Raw genomic sequence first — 17,959 nt, forward strand, 5'->3', positions numbered from 1 at the left:
TATCATGGCAACAGTTAAACAACAAAAAGCACCTGCGCTATTGGTAATCATAGCATTCGCTACGGTTTATATCGTTTGGGGCTCTACATACTTTTTTATCGGGATGGCGGTACACGGTTTCCCGGCTATGCTGATGGGGGCGCTCAGGTATACTACCGCCGGACTGCTTATGCTGGGCTGGTGCGCTTACAGGGGCGATAAAATATTGGTGAAACGGGATATCATCAATTCGGCTGTTAGCGGTATGCTGATGTTGTTTGCAGCCACCGGCATGGTAATTTGGGTTGAGCAAACTTTGCCCAGCGCAATGGTGGCCATCACGGTATCGGCCAGCCCCATTTGGTTTGTGGTGCTGGACAGGCCGAACTGGCGTGTTAACTTCAAAAGCAAATCGACCATTATCGGGCTAATTGTGGGCTTTGCCGGTGTTGTGCTGCTATTTGGCGAACAGGTAGCCAAAGCCCTTGCCGATAAACATCATACAACCACTTTTTTGGGCGTAGCCCTTTTGATTTTGGGGCCGATAGTATGGTCGGCCGGTTCATTGTATTCCAAACACAACGCAAACAGCGGCCCGGCAAGGTTAAATACAGCCTGGCAAATGATTATTGCCGGTTTGGCTTTTATCCCCGCAGGCATGCTGCATCATGAATTTGATGGTTTTAGTTTGGCGCAGGTACCTGCTTCATCATGGATGGCTATCGCCTACCTCGTTATATTTGGATCTATTGGGGCATTTAGCGCTTACGTTTGGCTGTTGCAGGTAAGGCCGGCTACGCAGGTAAGCACACACTCGTATGTAAACCCGGTTATCGCGGTGCTTTTGGGTGTATTGTTTGCCGGCGAGCAGGTATCTGTTTTACAGGTTGTTGGTTTGGTTATTATCCTCATCAGCGTATTGCTTATTAACCTGGTTAAATACCGTAAAACTGCGCCCCAAAAGAAGGTAGTGCCTATGCCGGGCTTACCAACCGGCGAGTTGCTGGTGAAAGCTTGTTGACGAATAGTCGCTACGCTTGTCATTATTCATTGGTCATTGTCGCTACGCTTGTCATTGGTCATTTCGCTTCGCTGTCATTGGTTATTGTCGGATCTATTTGAAATTTTTAAAACAGTTGTCAGCCAATCAAACTTTTCCCTAAATGACCAATGACCAATGACCAATGACCAATGACCAATGACCAATGACTATAAACCATTTGCCCTTACCGTTATTTCGGCAATATCCAACACCTGGATCTCGTCTTGTTTATCCTGTAGCTTAACACCATCGGTAAGCATGGTCATACAAAAGGGGCAGCCGGCAGCTACAATATTGGCTTTGGCTTCAATTACATCCTGCATGCGTTCAAGGTTGATGTCTTTTTTACCTGGTTCGGGTTCTTTAAACATTTGCGCGCCGCCCGCGCCGCAGCATAAACCATTACTTTTGCAGCGTTTCATTTCAACCAGTTCGGCATCCAGTATTTCCAACGCGGCACGCGGGGCCTCATAAACATTATTTGCCCGGCCTAAGTAACAAGGGTCATGAAAGGTGATCTTTTTACCTTTAAAGCTTTCGCCGCCCTCGGCTTTCAGCTTACCTTCATCAATTAGTTGTTGTATCAGCTGGCTATGGTGTATTACATCATAATTGCCACCCAAACCCGGATATTCGTTCCTGATGGTGTTAAAGCAGTGCGGGCAGCCGGTTACTATTTTTTTGATGTTATAGGCATTAAGCACTTCAATATTGGTCATGGCTTGCATCTGGAACAAAAACTCGTTACCGGCCCGTTTGGCAGGGTCGCCGGTGCAGCTTTCCTCGGTACCCAAAACAGCGAAGCTGATACCGACGTGATGCAGTATTTTACATATATCGCGGGTTATTTTTTGCGCCCGCTCGTCAAAACTACCTGCACAGCCAACCCAGAACAGTATTTCGGGTTCAATGCCGTCGGCGGCCATTTGGGCCATAGTGGGTATTTTGAAGTTTGTCATAAAATCCGGATTATAAGTCGTCGGGCAACTCGTTTATATTGGCTATAAAATCATCTACGCTACTGTAATTTTTAAATACAATTGCTGTGTTGCTGGCTTTTAAAAGGTTAAGAATATCAAGCGCAACCTCCAAAGCGGGGCTTTCTTTCCCAAACATACGGGCATCCCAGTTAGCGCCAACTAATACATTCTCTTCTGCCATTTCTACGCACCAACTCTCTAAAAACTCGGCCAACAGGATTTCGACGGGCAGGTAACGGTTCCAATCGTCGCGGGCGCAGGCCTTAGCATAAGCCCTATCCGACCAAAACGGAATTACACTAATTTCTTCGTCATCGTTTGAATTGGAATTGGCCCATCCTGTTTTACTTTTCAATCCCCATACCGATTTGGTAGCGGCTGCCCTTTCAATAAATGTATTATATTTCAGTTCGATGATTGCGATATCCTGCAGCATGTGTGTATTTAATAAAGCCTGTAATTAATCATTATTTGCCCAGTTCAACCTATCGGCCTGGCTGTATTTCCAGGGGGCCCCGTTATTTTCAACATTGCTAAACATATTGTTCAGGCTTGCCGGTGCCTGTGATTCTTCCATTACCACATAGCGGCGCATTTCCACAATGATCTCCAGTGGATTGATATTTACCGGGCAGGCCTCGGCACAGGCATTGCAGGTAGTACAGGCCCAAAGTTCTTCGCGGGTGATATAATTATCCAGCAGTGATTTGCCATCGTCATGATCCTTGCCGTGTTTATCCAGGTTGTTGCCCACTTCGGTAAGCCTGTCGCGGGTATCCATCATAATTTTACGCGGCGACAGTAGTTTGCCGGTAATATTTGCCGGGCATACTGATGTACACCTGCCGCACTCGGTACAGGTATAGGCCTCCATCAGGTTTTTCCAGGTAAGATCGGTTACATCCTTCGCGCCAAACCTTGCAGGCTCGCCGGTATTTTCCGGAACGAAAGCAGGATCGAGCATGGCCTTAACCTCGTTGGTAACCGATGCCATGTTTGTAAACTTTCCTTTGGTGTTCAGGTTTGAATAATACACATTGGGAAAAGCCAGCAGGATGTGAAAATGCTTGGAGTAGGGCAGGTAATTTAAAAACGCAAGGATACCTATGATATGAAACCACCAGCAGCCTCTTTCCAGCATCACCAATGACGCTGCGCTATCGGGCAATATCGGTGCTATAAGCGAGCTTACCGGGAAACTGCCGGCTTTTACATAATGTTCAAAATGCAATAGCTGCAATTTATAGTCGGCCGCGTTCATGGTTAAAAAAGCGGTCATGAGCAGTATCTCGATGCAAAGGATATAGTTGGCATCCGATTTTGGCCATTGGGTCATCTCGGTGCCCGAAAAGCGCTTCAGGTGCACAATGTTACGCCGGCTCAGGAAAACAATACAGGCAACAAGTACCAATACCGCCAGCACCTCAAAACCGCCTATCAGCAAGCTATACAAGCCGCCCAGCGGGGCTGAAAAAATACGGTGCGACCCAAAAATGCCGTCTATCATAATTTCCAGCACTTCCAGGTTGATGATAACAAAACCTACATAAATAAAAAAATGCATTATGGCAGCTACCGGGCGCTTAACCATTTTGGTTTGCCCAAGCGCTACTTTGGCCATTATTTTCCAGCGGGTTGCCGGCTCGTCGCTGCGGTCAACATCCTTGCCCAATAATATATTGCGCCTTATTTTGCCTGCGTTTTTGGCAAACAGGTAAATGGCGACCCCTAAAATGATGATAAATATAGCCTGTGCAATCATTATGCGTGCATAGTATTTTTATTCAAAGTTAGCTGAATTGTTGAAACGGCAAAATGTTACTTGTTATTTAAGATCGGCATCAATTTCTAAATTTAAATCCATCACTGCCTGCTTTGCTTGCGCTATCCTGTTATTTATTGGCACGGTGCTGCCATCAACGTTAATGTCTGTCATTTTGCTCAAGGCATCGGTATACCATTTTGCCCATACATCAATTTTATGTTTTTCGGAATGGGCAGGTAATCCTCCCTTAATAGCCTGCGCGCTTAAAGCATATTCGTCATTTATCCTGTCGGTCGCGTTTTTTTGCAGCTCGCCAATTAGCATTAACGTAGTCGGTTCATCTGCCGCGGTTAGTGTGTATGCTGTCGCTAACGCGCTTACACCCACATTTTTCATTTCCTGTGCCGAAACCATATTTAACCGGTCGGCATCGGTATGGTAAAATACATCGGTAAAATGCCACATCAATAAACCGGGAATTTTGGCCTGCAAAAATGGGGTATGATCGCTGCCGCCTTCAAAAGGATTGCTTTTTACTACCCAGCCATTATCCCGGCCTTGCTGCATGCAGCGGTTAAGCGTTAAATCATTAAAATAATGCGGAAATAAATCTGATTCCTGCAGGGCCCGGCCGCCCCACTCAGTATGTTTATCTTTACCGCGGGTCCAGATAGCCGAAGGGTCGGGCATTTTTTCAATCAGGAAACTGCCGCCGGTTTTGCTTACATCCTCGCCCACCATATCCAGGCTTAATCCCCATTTAATGCCTTTTGCCCGCAGGGTATCTGCGGTTATATACCTACCTGTCGACACAATTTCATCGCCCCATAAAAACGTGATGGTACGCTTAGGACTGAATTTTTTCTGGGTGACGAGTGTTGCGGTTACCCTTGCCATTTCGGCCAGGGTGCCTACGCCTGTGGCATTATCATTGGCACCGGGCTCCTGTACATGGGCGCTAAACACAAAACGTTCATCGGGTTTAATCGTGCCGCGGGCATTAGCTACAATGGTAAGCTCTTTTGAGGGATATATTTTGGCTTCCACATCAACATGTACTTTAACCGGGCCTTTTTGTAATGCCGCTTTAAGTCTTTCTTTAGCAGCATATGAAAGCAGGATCCCAAATTTCTGACTCAATGAATCCTGGTACCTGATGCCGCCAAACTGGATAGAGTTTACATTTTTTTCGGGTTGAGTATAAGCCGGCATGTTATAACCCATTGCACCGATTGCACCGTTTTTTACCGCAGATGAGTAAAACATGCCCACGTTAGCCTCGGCAAAAACAATTTTACCTTTTATGTCTTTACTGTCAAGGTTTTTCAGATCGGCCCTATCCACAAAAATAACCTGGGCAGTAATACCACCAGGCGGGGTACTTGCCGAATAAATAGCCAGCATGTTGCGGTTGTTAGTAAAGGTAAGTAACGGCTTTTGCTCTCCCTCGATAGTTACTATGGCGTTTACAGGCTCCCATGCGGGGCGTTGCATTTCGCGGGTTTCGATGCGATAGGTTAAGGGGCCATCAGCCTCACCTGTTGCTTCTTTTTTATAGCCGGCCTGCTGTAACGTTTTCTCCACTTCATATATGCTCTCGTTAAAACCCGCATTGCCCGGTAGCCTCCAGCGTTTTTCAACAAATGCTACTGTTTTGTAAGTATTGGCCTCAATAAATGTGCTTCGTAAAAGGGGGTAATAACCATCAATAGTATTTGAACTTTGCGCGTTTGCCACGCTGGCAGATAGTGCAAGCAGCGTTATTAATAACGGTTTAATCATAAGGGCAAGTTAGCGATTGACCGGTATAAAGCAAAATAGTTGGAGGTTGCGGCATGGCAAGTTATTTAAACGGACAGGGATAATTGCCCGGAACAAAGCCTTTCAGCTTACCTTTCTATCAATCGTCCGGTAGTTTTAAATGCCGTCAATAATTTTATATCACCACTGGGGTCACTTAGATTTTTGTCAAAATAATCATACGGTAGCCCTCTTTCAATTTTCAGTATTTTAGAATGGGAAGCAATTATGGTTAGCCACGTGCAGCCAAAGGAAGAAAATACATTCCAGAAATAACCTCCGTAAATCGGCGTTTTATCTACGGTTACAACAAACCGCTGTCCGCAACATAAGGGGATATTTCTGTTCAGCTTTTCCAATTTGCTTTGTGCAGTTGTGTCAAGATGTATGCGGTATATCTTACCCCTGTTATAACGCGTGGCAGTGTCGTTTATGATCTCGTACCCTGTAATTTCGTTATCCGTTATAAATGAATGGGTTATCAGTTTAGCTGTTTTGCAGTCAAAGTAACCGCCGCCGGTTTGCATAGCAGCAGGCTTTTCATCGACCAGGTAAATTTCAATTTTGGGTTTGTGTTGTGCGGATACTAATGATGGTATTAGCGGAAACAGGGTAAAAACTAAAATTCGCCAGGCTGTTGACATTGGTTTTCGGTTATATGCAGTGCTAAGTTACTTGATTTGAATAAGTTTTCAGACAATTTCCAGAATTCATTCTATAGTAGTAACCTCAATATAAATCTCATCCCAAGTCCTTACACAGTATTCATAAAGTGATAGAGATCAGATTTGTTAATGATTTGCATTACAAGTTGCGCTTTTATTTACGCTTATTTTTACTTAATAATTCAGGCGATATGAATAACATCCTCGTGCTTACCGATTTTTCTGAAAATGCAAACCACGCAGCCAAAGCAGCCCCGCCGCTTGCCGCGAAATTGCACAGCGACATAATCATTTTTAATTCCTACTACAACCATCCGGTAATACCAGCTTATGCCGGTGGCCCCTTAGCTGTTGATGAGCTTGTTTTTCGGAAGAAAGACAGTACCTCCGGGCTTCATCAGCTTGCCAGGCAATTGGGCCATTTGCACAACGGCCAGGCTAAAGAAGAATTTAAGCCCCAGATTCACACGCAATGTGGCGAAGGCCCGTTAGGAAACAATCTGGCGGCAATTATCAACGGGAAAAAAACAGCGTTTATAGTAATGGGCGGCAGTTTAAACAGCCCGGTTAATCATCTTTTTTTTGGTAGCGATACTATGGATGTAGTTGACCACGCGCCATGCCCGGTTGTAATTATTCCCCAAGAAGCCACATTGGAAAAGCTAAAGAAGATCACTTTGGCAACCGCATTTGAACCGTTTGATAATTTTGCCATCACCTACCTGGTCAATTTGAGCAAGAAACTGGATTTTGAGTTGGAAATTGTACATATATCGGTGTTTGAAAAATATGAGGATCCTGACAAGGAAAAAGCTTTGTTAAGGCATATCAAAAAGCTCGAAGATTCGGGTATAGTTTATAAACAGATACGCGGGAAAGATGTAATTGAAAGACTGAACCATCTTTGTAAGGAGAATTGGTCAGATATGCTGGCACTGGTTCATTATGAGCATGGTTTTCTTTCCGGTATTTTTAAGAAATCTACAACCGAAAAAGCGCTTGGCCATCAGCACATCCCACTGATGATAATTCCGGCAGATATCCAATAAGTAATGCTTGGCAAATTATGTAATGAAGTACGGTCCTTAGTCGACAGTTTTAAGCCAAAAAGAATAGATTTGACTCAAAGCTTACTACTACTAACTTAACAGTAGTTTGTTTGACGATTGTTTTGCTAACGCCGATTCAAAAGCCCACAAATGAAATTAAATAATCCGGATATAAAAGGACTAAGCGGCAAGGAGGTTATAGAGGCACGGAAAAAATATGGCGTCAATAGCCTTACCTATAAAAAAGAAAACGGTTTTATTGATGCCCTAAAAAGTATTGCAAAGGAGCCAATGGTTATTTTATTATTGGTTACGGCGGCTATTTATTTTATCAGCGGTAAAAATGGCGACGGCTTTTTCCTGGCATCGGCAGTTATATTGGTATCGGGCATTTCGTTATACCAGGATTCGCGGAGCAGGAATGCCCTTGATAAGCTTAAAGATTTCTCGCAGCCAACCTGTAAGGTGATAAGAGACGGTGTTATAGTAGAAATAAAAAGCGAAGACCTGGTTATTGGCGATTGTTTGATTGTTGAAGAGGGTACCGCAGTATCGGCCGATGGCGTAATTATACAATCAAATGATTTTTCGGTAAATGAAAGCATCCTTACCGGCGAATCGCTGCCGGTTTATAAAGATAAATCGTCGACAGATAATACAATTTTGCGAGGTACTACGGTGGCTGGTGGGCTGGCCATAGCAAGGGTAACTGCTATTGGTAATAAAACCCGCCTTGGCGCTATTGGCAAAAGCCTGGAAGCAATTAATGAAGAGAAGACCCCGCTCGAAATTCAGATTAATAATTTTGTAAAAAAAATGGTGATTGCAGGCGCCATTGTTTTCGTTATAGTATGGGCCATTAACTACACACATTCACGCAACCTTACTGATAGCCTGATCAAGGCGCTTACCCTGGCTATGAGCATCCTGCCCGAAGAGATACCTGTCGCCTTTACCTCGTTTATGGCCTTGGGTGCCTGGCGGCTGATGAAAATGGGCATAGTAGTTAAACAAATGAAAACTGTTGAAACGTTGGGCAGCGCATCTGTTATATGTACCGATAAAACCGGTACCATTACCGAAAATAAAATGAGCCTGGCTAAAGTTTTCGCACTCAAATCGGGCAAGGTTAGTGATGCAGGGGGCGCGTACGATGAAGCCGAACGGGAGCTCATCAGGCTGGCGATGTGGGCCAGCGAGCCTGTTCCCTTTGATCCGATGGAAATTGCCTTACATGAGGCGTATGCAAAAAACACCGCAGCCGATGAAAGGCCCCAATATAAAATGGTTCATGAATATCCGCTGGGTGGCAAGCCGCCCATGATGACGCATTTGTTTGAAAACGACAATAAGGAACGGATTATAGCAGCCAAAGGTGCGCCCGAGGCGATAATGAAGATAGCCGGCCTGGCTGAAACCCAAATACAGCTGTTACAAACTACTATTAACACGCTTGCATCCGAAGGTTATCGTATCCTGGCTGTGGCAGAGGCCCATTTTGCCGGAAACGATTTTCCTGCTACGCAACAGGAGTTTGAATTTGGGTTTAAAGGTTTGGTGGCTTTTTATGATCCGCCTAAAAAAAATATAAAAGCGGTACTTGAAACCTTTTATAAAGCAGGTATAACGGTGAAGATTGTAACCGGAGATAATGCCGCCACCACTGCAGCCATTGCCCGGCAAATAGATTTTAAAGGTGCAGATAAATGCATCAGCGGCGACGAACTGATGGACCTGGATAGCGAGCAGCTTGGGCATACTGTTCAAAAGCTAAACATTTTTACCCGGATGTACCCGGAGGCAAAACTCAGGATTATTAACGCATTAAAATCGCAGCGCGAGATAGTAGCGATGACAGGAGATGGCGTAAACGATGGCCCTGCACTTAAAGCCGCGCACATTGGCATAGCCATGGGCAAAAAGGGAACTGAAATTGCCAGGCAGGCCGCGTCGCTTATATTGCTGGAAGATGATTTATCAAAAATGACAGATGCTGTGGCTATGGGCCGCAGGATTTACACTAACCTTAAAAAAGCAATACAGTATATCATCTCTATCCACATACCCATTATACTAACAGTGTTTGTCCCCCTGGCGCTCGGCTGGATATATCCTAACATATTTTCGCCTGTCCATATTATTTTTTTAGAACTGATTATGGGGCCTACCTGTTCAATCATCTACGAAAATGAACCTATGGAAAAAAACACCATGCTGCAGAAACCCCGGCCGTTTACTACTACTTTCTTTAATTGGAAGGAGTTGGCCACCAGCGTTGTGCAGGGGCTAATAATAACCGCCGGAACTTTAGCTACCTATCAATGGGCTGTAAAAGCCGGGTTAAATGAGCCGCAAACCCGAACCATGGTTTTTACCTGCCTTATAGCTGCCAATATATTACTCACGCTGGTAAACCGTTCTTTTTATTATTCGCTTTTTACAACTATAAAGTATAAAAATAATTTGGTGTTGCAGATAATAGGCATAACCATAATTATCACAGGCTTATTGCTTTACATAAAACCTTTATCCCTTTTCTTTGGGTTTGCGTCTTTGAACTTATATCAACTGGCAATTAGCTTTGGAGCCGGATTTTTATCGGTTATCTGGTATGAAATTATTAAGTGGAAAAAGCGGTGCAAAAAACCAATTCAAGTAATAAATCCTCCTCATAACGCATCATGAGCAAATGCGAAATACAGAATGCGAATGCACTCGAAAACAAAGTCTGCAAAAATTAATTTTTTTTTAGCAATAGCCAACATCGACGGTATAACCGGCATGTGATTAAGCCGGTTTATCAGGTCAAAAAATACTCCTTGCTTTGGGCTTGCTGTTATGCCGATCATTGATTTTTACTGGCTTGTCGGGTAAATGTGCCCGGTTTATAGCATGAAACTTGTGGCAAAAAAAATACGTAAAAGTAGTTTCGGCACTGCACAAAATCAAAGTGTACGAACCTAATTACACTATTCGTGGTTACAGCCAAACAGATTATTCATTTATCGATTTGCGCCTTTTTAATTACAGGTGTGCCGCTGGCTTGTTTTGCGCAAAACCAAAGCCTGAAGTTTGACCACATCGGCACCGCCGAAGGGTTATCGCAGGTTGACGTGAGCAGCATTATCCAGGATAGCCGCGGGTTTATGTGGATTGGAACCGGGAATGGTCTTAACCGGTACGATGGTTATAAATTCATCAATTACCGTTTCGACCTGGCTAACAACAGTTCGCTAAGCAATAATGTTATCAGTGACCTGGCAGAAGATAAATCCGGAAATATATGGATAGCCACTAAAGGTGGATTGAATAAGTTTGACAGGGCATCCGGACGCTTTATCAGGTACCTGCATAATGACCATGCCCCGGCGAGTTTGGCTACTGATGTGGTTAACCGGCTAAGCTTTGATAGCGCCGGCAATTTGTGGGTAGCAACCCAAAACGGTGGTCTTGATTACCTCGACGTACATTCAAATAAGTTCAGGCATTACACACATTCCGACGTGGATAGTAATAGCCTGAGCAATAACAATGTATATACAGTTTTTACCGACTCGCACCACAACCTTTGGGTAGGAACGGCTGGCGGGTTAAACCTTTACCGGCCGGCAAGTAATAACTTTTCAAGATTTAAATATTCAAATACTGATGCAGGCACGTCAGGCGATCATATCTTCTGCATCTATGAAGATAGAACCGGCAACTTGTACCTTGGTACTATATCCGAAGGGGTTTTTGTATTTAACCCCGCAAAACATACCCTTAGGCATATAAAAAATAAAGATAGCCTGGGCAATAGCACTTCGATTAACACGGTCAATAGCCTGGGCCAGGATGATAACGGCAATATTTGGATAGGGGCCGAGCATGGTGGGCTTAGTTTGCTGGATGCTTCCGGTAATCTTTATAATTACCAGCATGACGATATTGACAATAACAGTATAAACGGTATCTCCATTAATGCCATCTGTAAAGATAAAAACGGCAATATGTGGCTGGGCGCTTTTGGTGGTGGAATAAATCTTTATAAAAAGGCAACTTCGAGCTTTGCACTTTACCATCACAATTCTTCACCATTAAGCCTCTCGAGCAATTTTGTGCTTGACTTGTTCGAAGATCGTGATAAAAATATATGGGTAGGTACCGATGGCGGCGGTCTTGACCTGTTTAACCGGTCAACCGGATCTTTCAGGCATTATAAACAGCCTCCGGCCGGTAAAAACGGTATTACCGGCAATTATGTGCTAACTACAACCCAACACCCCGATGGAAACCTATGGATTGGCACCTGGGGCGATGGATTCAGTATATTTAATCCCAAAACGGGCATATTCAAAAATTTTAAAGTAACCCCCGCTAAACCGGATGGGCCAGGCGGAAATAACATTTACGCCATACTACATAACAAAGATCAAAACACATGGCTGGGGACATTTAATGACGGGCTTGATTTTTATGACCGTAAAACCGGTAAGTTTAAACATTTCAGGTACGATGCGCATAACCCGCAAAGCATCAGCAGCAACCGCATTTATGATTTGTGCGAAGACCGTAACGGCAACTTATGGATTGGCACATATGATAACGGCCTTGATATGTTAGATAATAAAACAGGCGTTTTTACCCATTTCAGGCACCATGATGGCCAAAACAGCCTGAGCGGTAACACGGTCACGGATGTTTTTTTAGATAGCAAGGGTAAATTATGGCTTTGCACTATTAGCGGCCTTAATTTGTTTGACCCGGTTACTAAGCATTTTACGGTTTTTACCAAAAAAGATGGCCTGGCCAGCGATATTATTTATGCGATAAAAGAGGATGGTGCCGGTAATTTTTGGGTAAGTACCAATAACGGCATATCGATGTACAATCCGGTTGCCCGGTTGTTTAAAAATTATACTACCGAAGATGGCTTGCAGGGCGATGACTTTAAACCGCATTCGGCTTTAAAGACAAACAGTGGCGAGATTTTTTTCGGGGGTATCAACGGCTTTAATGCTTTTTACCCGGCACGGATAGCCCGGCCTGCACCATTTTCGCCGGTGGTAGTAACGTCATTGCTTATTTTTAATAAACCAATAAACACCGTAATAGGCGCTGATAATCTAAACGCGCTGAAGCAGGATATAGCTGATACCAGGAGTATTACTCTATCCTACCGGCAATCTGATATCTCGATGGAATATGCTGCCCTCGACTTTGCTTCTGCCGACAGGAAAAAATACGCCTTTATCCTGCAGAATTATGATACCCAGTGGAGTGAAGTCGGGAGCAGAAATACTGCCTCCTACACCAACCTGCCCGCCGGCGAATACTATTTTAAAATAAAGTACCAGAATAGCGCCGGGCAATGGTCGCCGGTGGCAACCGCACTTAAAATTACTATTGTACCGCCATTTTGGTTAACATGGTGGTTTAAATTGCTTGCCGTTATGTTTTTGGCTTCCGCCATTTACGGGCTTTTCAGGTACCGGTTAAGATCTATCAAACTACGGCAACTGGTGTTGGAGCGGCAGGTACAGGAACGTACCGAGCTGTTGGCCAAAATGACGATTGATGAGCATAAAGCACGCATGGAGGCCGAGCAGGCTAACGCAGCTAAAAGCCTTTTTATGGCTACCATGAGTCACGAGATACGCACCCCGATGAACGGTGTAGTGGGCATGGCCATGCTTTTATCTGGTACGCAACTTACCCCCGAGCAGGAAGAGTATACCGAAACCATTAAAAATTGTGGCGATGCACTGTTATCCGTAATTAACGATATTCTGGATTTTTCGAAAATAGAATCCGGGAAAATGGAGCTGGATGAAAACGATTTCGACCTGAGGAACTGTATTGAGGGTACCCTGGATGTGTTTGCAGGCGGTGCGCTTAAACCCAACCTTGAGTTGCTTTACCAGATTGCACCCGATGTTCCGGCAATTGTTTTTGGCGACGAACTGCGCCTGCGGCAAGTACTGCTAAACCTGGTGAGCAATGCCGTTAAGTTTACCGTACAGGGCGAGATTGTTATTAATGTAAGTATGCTGCCCGGGCACAACCAGGATTTTGCTTTATCGTTTAGCGTGCGCGATACCGGAATTGGAATACCAGCCGAAAAATTAGACAAGCTTTTTCAGGCTTTTTCGCAGGTCGACTCGGGTACAACCCGCAAATACGGTGGGAGCGGGCTGGGCCTTACCATTAGCAAACGGCTGATTGAATTGATGGGCGGCGAAATTAAAGTTGAAAGCGAATTTGGGGAAGGTACTACTTTTTGCTTCCATATTAAATCGGCAAAAGGGCACCAAAGCGGTATGGCCGAACATATGGAAAGCCACACCAGCTTGCAAGGAAAAAATATATTGATTGTTGATGATAATGAAGCAAGCCGCGGGGTATTGCAGGCGCAACTTGCACAATGGGAATTTGCTGCAACGGCGATAGCGTCGGGGAGCGAAGCCCTGGAAATATTGGCTGTGAATGATAAGATTGACCTGGTGTTGGCCGATTTTAATATGCCCGAAATGGATGGCTTTCAGATGGCAAGGCATATACGGGCCAGCTACCCCGCTGTGCGCGTGATTTTGCTTGGGCCTGCAAGTCACGAGCAAAATAAAAAAGAACCTGGTCTTTTTAACGCCGTAATAGCCAAACCTGTTAAATATCATGTGCTCTATAGCGCTATTATTAGCCAGTTAAAAAAGGTTGATGTGGCCCACGAACCCCATGTGCGCGGAAACCTGTTCACTGAAGAATTTGCCAGACAATATCCTATAGATATCCTGATAGCAGAAGATAACCTGATTAATCAGAAATTGGCCATGCGGGTCCTCACAAAAATGGGTTATGCGCCTGATGTGGCACCAAATGGGCTGGCAGCTTTGGATTCGCTTACCCGCAAAAAATATGGGCTGATTTTTATGGACGTTCAGATGCCCGAGATGGATGGGCTGGAGGCCACCAGGCGAATCAGGCTGGGAAATGTTCATCAACCTGTTATAGTGGCAATGACGGCCAATGCCATGCCCGAAGACCGTGGGGCATGCCTTGCCGCCGGCATGGATGATTACCTGAGTAAACCTATAAAAGTGGATGAGATACTATCGGCGATAGAAAAATGGTGGAAAAAAACACAGGATTATTAGGGTTAAGTTGAGCGGAGTGAATAAATAACGTGTTCTGATGATGAAAGTGCTTACGCCGCTCTGGTCAAACGCATCTAAATAGTTGACGGCGATAAGCTGTTAATTAATAATAGCTAAGGGAATAAGCTTATTGCGCGGGGAAGATATAAGCACCAAAAGCTACCTTGTTTTTATTGCCTGATACTGGTTAAATCATCCAGGTACCAAAGGGACTTGTATTGGCCAATAACAGACACAAATATTGGATGCGCCTAAATTTCGTGATTAGTTTAGTGTTAATTATGTTAAAATATAAAGTATTGATTATTAAATATTTATAAAAAATATTTTTGAAATATGTTAAGTTATGTTAACCCAATTAGATGCGTTGCTGTGTTACGCTGCGGAGTACCTTAAATAGGTATCGTTTAAAGTTTGTTTACTAAAAGGTTTTGAAACAAAGGATTTGACGAACGGATAATTTTTTGATCTTGAAAAGTCACTGGGATCAATTGACGATGATACGATGTACACATCAACCGTTTTGTTAAACAGTGGAATTAACTCCTTAAAGTGTTTCAGAAATTCCCATCCGTTAAAATCGGGCATATGAAGATCTAAAAATATCAAATCGGGAAGCTTATCGTTAAAACTGCTGTTTTCTCTAAGCGATTCAATTTGCACCCGGGCATCCGAGCTATGTGAAACATGTTGAAAGAGATTGCCGGAGTCAATCATCCGCTGTAAAATCAGGTGTTCAATCGGGTTATCATCAATTATCAAAAGCCGGCACATAATCTTTTCATTTAGCAGTTGGTATGCAATTTAGGTGCCAATTATAAATCGTTCATTAGTTCACTTGTTCATTGGTCTTGTCTGGTGGTTATTCGTTGACACACTTGCCGAAAGACTTACGAAGTTTTCAAAACTTCGTAAGTCTGTTACAGTCGACTGCTTTTTGCCCGCTATGCCCGCGTTCCAATGAACCAATGAACCAATGAACCAATGAACCAATGAACCAATGAACCAATGAACCAATGAACCAATGAACCAATGAACCAATGAACCAATGAACCAATGAACCAATGAACCAATGAACCTTTCCACTTTAAATATTATTGTTGTAATTTCGGCGTTTCAGCATATTATATACGGCAGTGCTTAGCATCCTCAAAAAAGAAATAACATCATACCTCAGTTCGTTGGTGGCTTACGTTACCATTGGCGTTTTTTTACTGGTTTTGGGTTTGTTCCTTTGGGTATTTCCTGATTCCAGCATCCTGGATTACGGTTATGCCGGCCTCGACAGCCTGTTTAGTACCGCGCCCTACCTGTTCATGTTCCTGATACCGGCCATCACCATGCGTTCGCTGGCCGAAGAACGTAAAGAAGGAACATTTGAACTGCTTTTTACCCGCCCGTTAAAAGATTGGGAAATTGTGTTGGGTAAATACTTTGCCTGCCTGCTCATTGTACTGTTTGCACTACTGCCTACGCTCATTTATTACTACTCGGTAAGTATACTGGGTACGCCACAAGGCAATATTGATACCGGTGCAGTTATAGGCTCGTACATCGGATTGTTCTTGTTGGGGGCAGCGTTCGCCGCTATAGGTTTGTTTGCATCGTCTATCACCAAAAATCAAATTATTGCTTTTACCATTGCAGTTTTCCTGTGTTTCTTTTTTTACAGCGGGTTTGATTCCCTGAGCCAGATGCTATCATTGCAAGATCTTGGCCTGCAAAGCCTGGGTATAACCCAGCACTACCAATCGGTAAGCCGTGGTGTGCTGGATACGCGCGATTTGGTTTACTTTTTATTGGTGGCCAGCGCTTTTATATGGCTTACCTTGTTTATACTGATAAAGCAGCGGCAAAAGCAGCTAAATACAACGGTTATGGTTGGCTTAATATCGGCTTTTATATTAATTGGTATTATAGCGCAGTTTGCCTTTACCCGGTTTGATTTTACTACCGAGAAACGCTTTACCATATCGCCCATCAGCAGGAAAATTATAAACGATTTATCAAAACCGGTAAAAATTACGGTTTACCTGCAGGGCAGTGGTTTGCCTGCCGGGATGAAACGCCTGCAAGGTGCCGCCCGCGATATGATAACCGATTTAAAGGCTTATAGCCATGGCAATATCCAATTTGAATTTGTCGATCTGTTATCAACTATCAAAAAACTGCCCGATGATAAGCAAAAAGAAGCTTATGAGGATTATGAATCTAAAGGGGTGGTAGGCCAAAACATCAGCTTTAAAACTGATGATGGCGTATCGCAAAAGTTAATATTCCCCGAGGCTGTTGTAAAATCGGGCGACAAAGAAGTGGTGGTTAACCTGGTACAAACCCGTATCGGATCATCAGATGAGGAGCAGATCAATATCTCGGTTCAAAACCTGGAGTATACCTTTACATCGGCCATAAAAAAAGCGGTAAGCGGCGGCAAACCGCAGATTGGTTTTACCGAAGGCCATCATGAGCTTACCGATGTGCAGCTGAATGATGCCATGAAATCGCTGTCGGATGGTTTCGAAGTTGGTAGGTTAAACCTGGCTACCATTCCGTTTAAGGCGTTACAAAACATTAAACTATTGGTTATCCCAAAACCCGACCGTAAATTTACCGAACTGGAGAAGTTTAAGCTCGACCAGTACATTATGCGCGGCGGCAAAGTGCTGTGGACGATTGACCAGGTAAGCGCCGAACTGGATAGCCTGCGCGGCCACGGCGGCGAACAAATGTCGTTCCCCAAGCAACTCAACCTGGATGATCAGCTGTTTCGCTACGGAGTGCGCATCAATTATGATTTGATTGCCGATATGAGCTGTTCGCCCATCCCGGTAAGTACCGGCGAGGTTGGCGGCCAGGCGCAAATTCAGATGCTGCCCTGGTTATATTACCCGCTGTTTATGTCCTATTCTAAACACCCGATAGTAAAAAACCTGGATGCCATACACAGTGAATTTGCCAGCACTATTGATTTGCTGGATACCAAAAACGTTAAAAAAACTATCCTGCTGGCATCATCGCCTTACAATAAAAAGATAAGCGCGCCACATATCCTGTCGTTACAGGCGCTGGAGCAGGAGCCAAACCCTAAAGACTTCCAGGGCACGCCCAAAACGGTTGCCGTATTGCTGGAAGGGAAGTTTACATCCGATTGGCGCAACCGTCCGCTGCCCGATAGTTTGGGCGAGACCGTAACCATTATGCCCGAAAGTGTGCCCACCAAAATGGTAGTGATAAGCGATGGCGACATTTTGAAAAATCAGATAGGCAGCGATGGTTCGCCGTATCCGTTAGGTTACGACCATTACACCCAGCAAAGTTACGGCAACAAAAACCTGCTGCTTAATATTGCCGATTACATGACCGACGATTCGGGCCTTATTGCCCTGCGTACCAAAGAGATTAAGATTCGCCTGCTTAACCGTGCCCGCATCCGTAACGAAAAATTGTACTGGCAACTGGTAAATACGGTTGGCCCACTTGCTTTAGTGTTAATATGTGCTATTTTTCAACATTATATCCGCAAGCGGAAGTATGCCCATTAAATTTTAT

General features: G+C 44.2%; 11 protein-coding genes. 5 read left to right on the top strand and 6 right to left on the bottom strand.

Features of this window, described 5'->3' with window-relative positions; all coding sequences use genetic code 11:
* Nucleotides 1–4: 4 nt before the first annotated feature.
* On the top strand, nucleotides 5–1,000 hold the full coding sequence (locus ACFGVS_RS25325; protein ID WP_439696041.1) for an EamA family transporter: 996 nt from the start codon (nucleotides 5–7) through the stop codon (nucleotides 998–1,000).
* Between the two features lie 188 nt (nucleotides 1,001–1,188).
* Here ACFGVS_RS25325 and ACFGVS_RS25330 read toward each other — a convergent pair whose 3' ends face one another.
* The 5 genes from ACFGVS_RS25330 to ACFGVS_RS25350 form a co-directional block, all read right to left on the bottom strand.
* Nucleotides 1,189–1,980, bottom strand: a complete 792-nt coding sequence (locus tag ACFGVS_RS25330) for a (Fe-S)-binding protein (protein WP_439696042.1) — start codon at nucleotides 1,978–1,980, stop codon at nucleotides 1,189–1,191.
* Nucleotides 1,981–1,990: 10 nt separating this feature from the next.
* On the bottom strand, nucleotides 1,991–2,437 hold the full coding sequence (locus ACFGVS_RS25335; protein WP_439696043.1) for a DUF2750 domain-containing protein: 447 nt from the start codon (nucleotides 2,435–2,437) through the stop codon (nucleotides 1,991–1,993).
* A gap of 24 nt (nucleotides 2,438–2,461) precedes the next feature.
* Entirely contained in the window at nucleotides 2,462–3,763 is a 1,302-nt protein-coding gene (locus ACFGVS_RS25340) for a 4Fe-4S dicluster domain-containing protein (protein ID WP_439696044.1), read from the bottom strand.
* 63 nt (nucleotides 3,764–3,826) lie between these two features.
* Nucleotides 3,827–5,548: a M28 family peptidase gene (locus ACFGVS_RS25345; RefSeq protein WP_439696045.1), complete on the bottom strand. Its 1,722-nt coding sequence runs from the start codon at nucleotides 5,546–5,548 to the stop codon at nucleotides 3,827–3,829.
* Nucleotides 5,549–5,655: 107 nt separating this feature from the next.
* Nucleotides 5,656–6,210 carry a hypothetical protein gene (locus ACFGVS_RS25350; RefSeq protein WP_439696046.1) on the bottom strand — a complete coding sequence of 185 codons (555 nt, stop codon included), beginning with the start codon at nucleotides 6,208–6,210 and terminating at the stop codon, nucleotides 5,656–5,658.
* 212 nt (nucleotides 6,211–6,422) lie between these two features.
* On the opposite strand from ACFGVS_RS25350, the gene ACFGVS_RS25355 reads away from it, so the two are divergent.
* The 3 genes from ACFGVS_RS25355 (at nucleotide 6,423) to ACFGVS_RS25365 (ending at nucleotide 14,410) form a co-directional block, all read left to right on the top strand.
* Entirely contained in the window at nucleotides 6,423–7,280 is an 858-nt protein-coding gene (locus tag ACFGVS_RS25355) for a universal stress protein (RefSeq protein WP_439696047.1), read from the top strand.
* A gap of 150 nt (nucleotides 7,281–7,430) precedes the next feature.
* Entirely contained in the window at nucleotides 7,431–9,965 is a 2,535-nt protein-coding gene (locus ACFGVS_RS25360) for a cation-translocating P-type ATPase (protein ID WP_439696048.1), read from the top strand.
* 290 nt (nucleotides 9,966–10,255) lie between these two features.
* Complete coding sequence (locus ACFGVS_RS25365) at nucleotides 10,256–14,410, top strand: two-component regulator propeller domain-containing protein (protein ID WP_439696049.1); 4,155 nt, start codon at nucleotides 10,256–10,258, stop codon at nucleotides 14,408–14,410.
* 375 nt (nucleotides 14,411–14,785) lie between these two features.
* Here ACFGVS_RS25365 and ACFGVS_RS25370 read toward each other — a convergent pair whose 3' ends face one another.
* Complete coding sequence (locus ACFGVS_RS25370; RefSeq protein WP_439696050.1) at nucleotides 14,786–15,184, bottom strand: response regulator; 399 nt, start codon at nucleotides 15,182–15,184, stop codon at nucleotides 14,786–14,788.
* Nucleotides 15,185–15,546: 362 nt separating this feature from the next.
* Between ACFGVS_RS25370 and gldG the strand changes: the two genes are divergently transcribed.
* Entirely contained in the window at nucleotides 15,547–17,952 is a 2,406-nt protein-coding gene (gene gldG, locus ACFGVS_RS25375; RefSeq protein ID WP_439696051.1) for a gliding motility-associated ABC transporter substrate-binding protein GldG, read from the top strand.
* Nucleotides 17,953–17,959: the final 7 nt, after the last annotated feature.

This window comes from Mucilaginibacter sediminis (genome assembly GCF_051903035.1).
Classification (GTDB): Bacteria; Bacteroidota; Bacteroidia; order Sphingobacteriales; family Sphingobacteriaceae; genus Mucilaginibacter.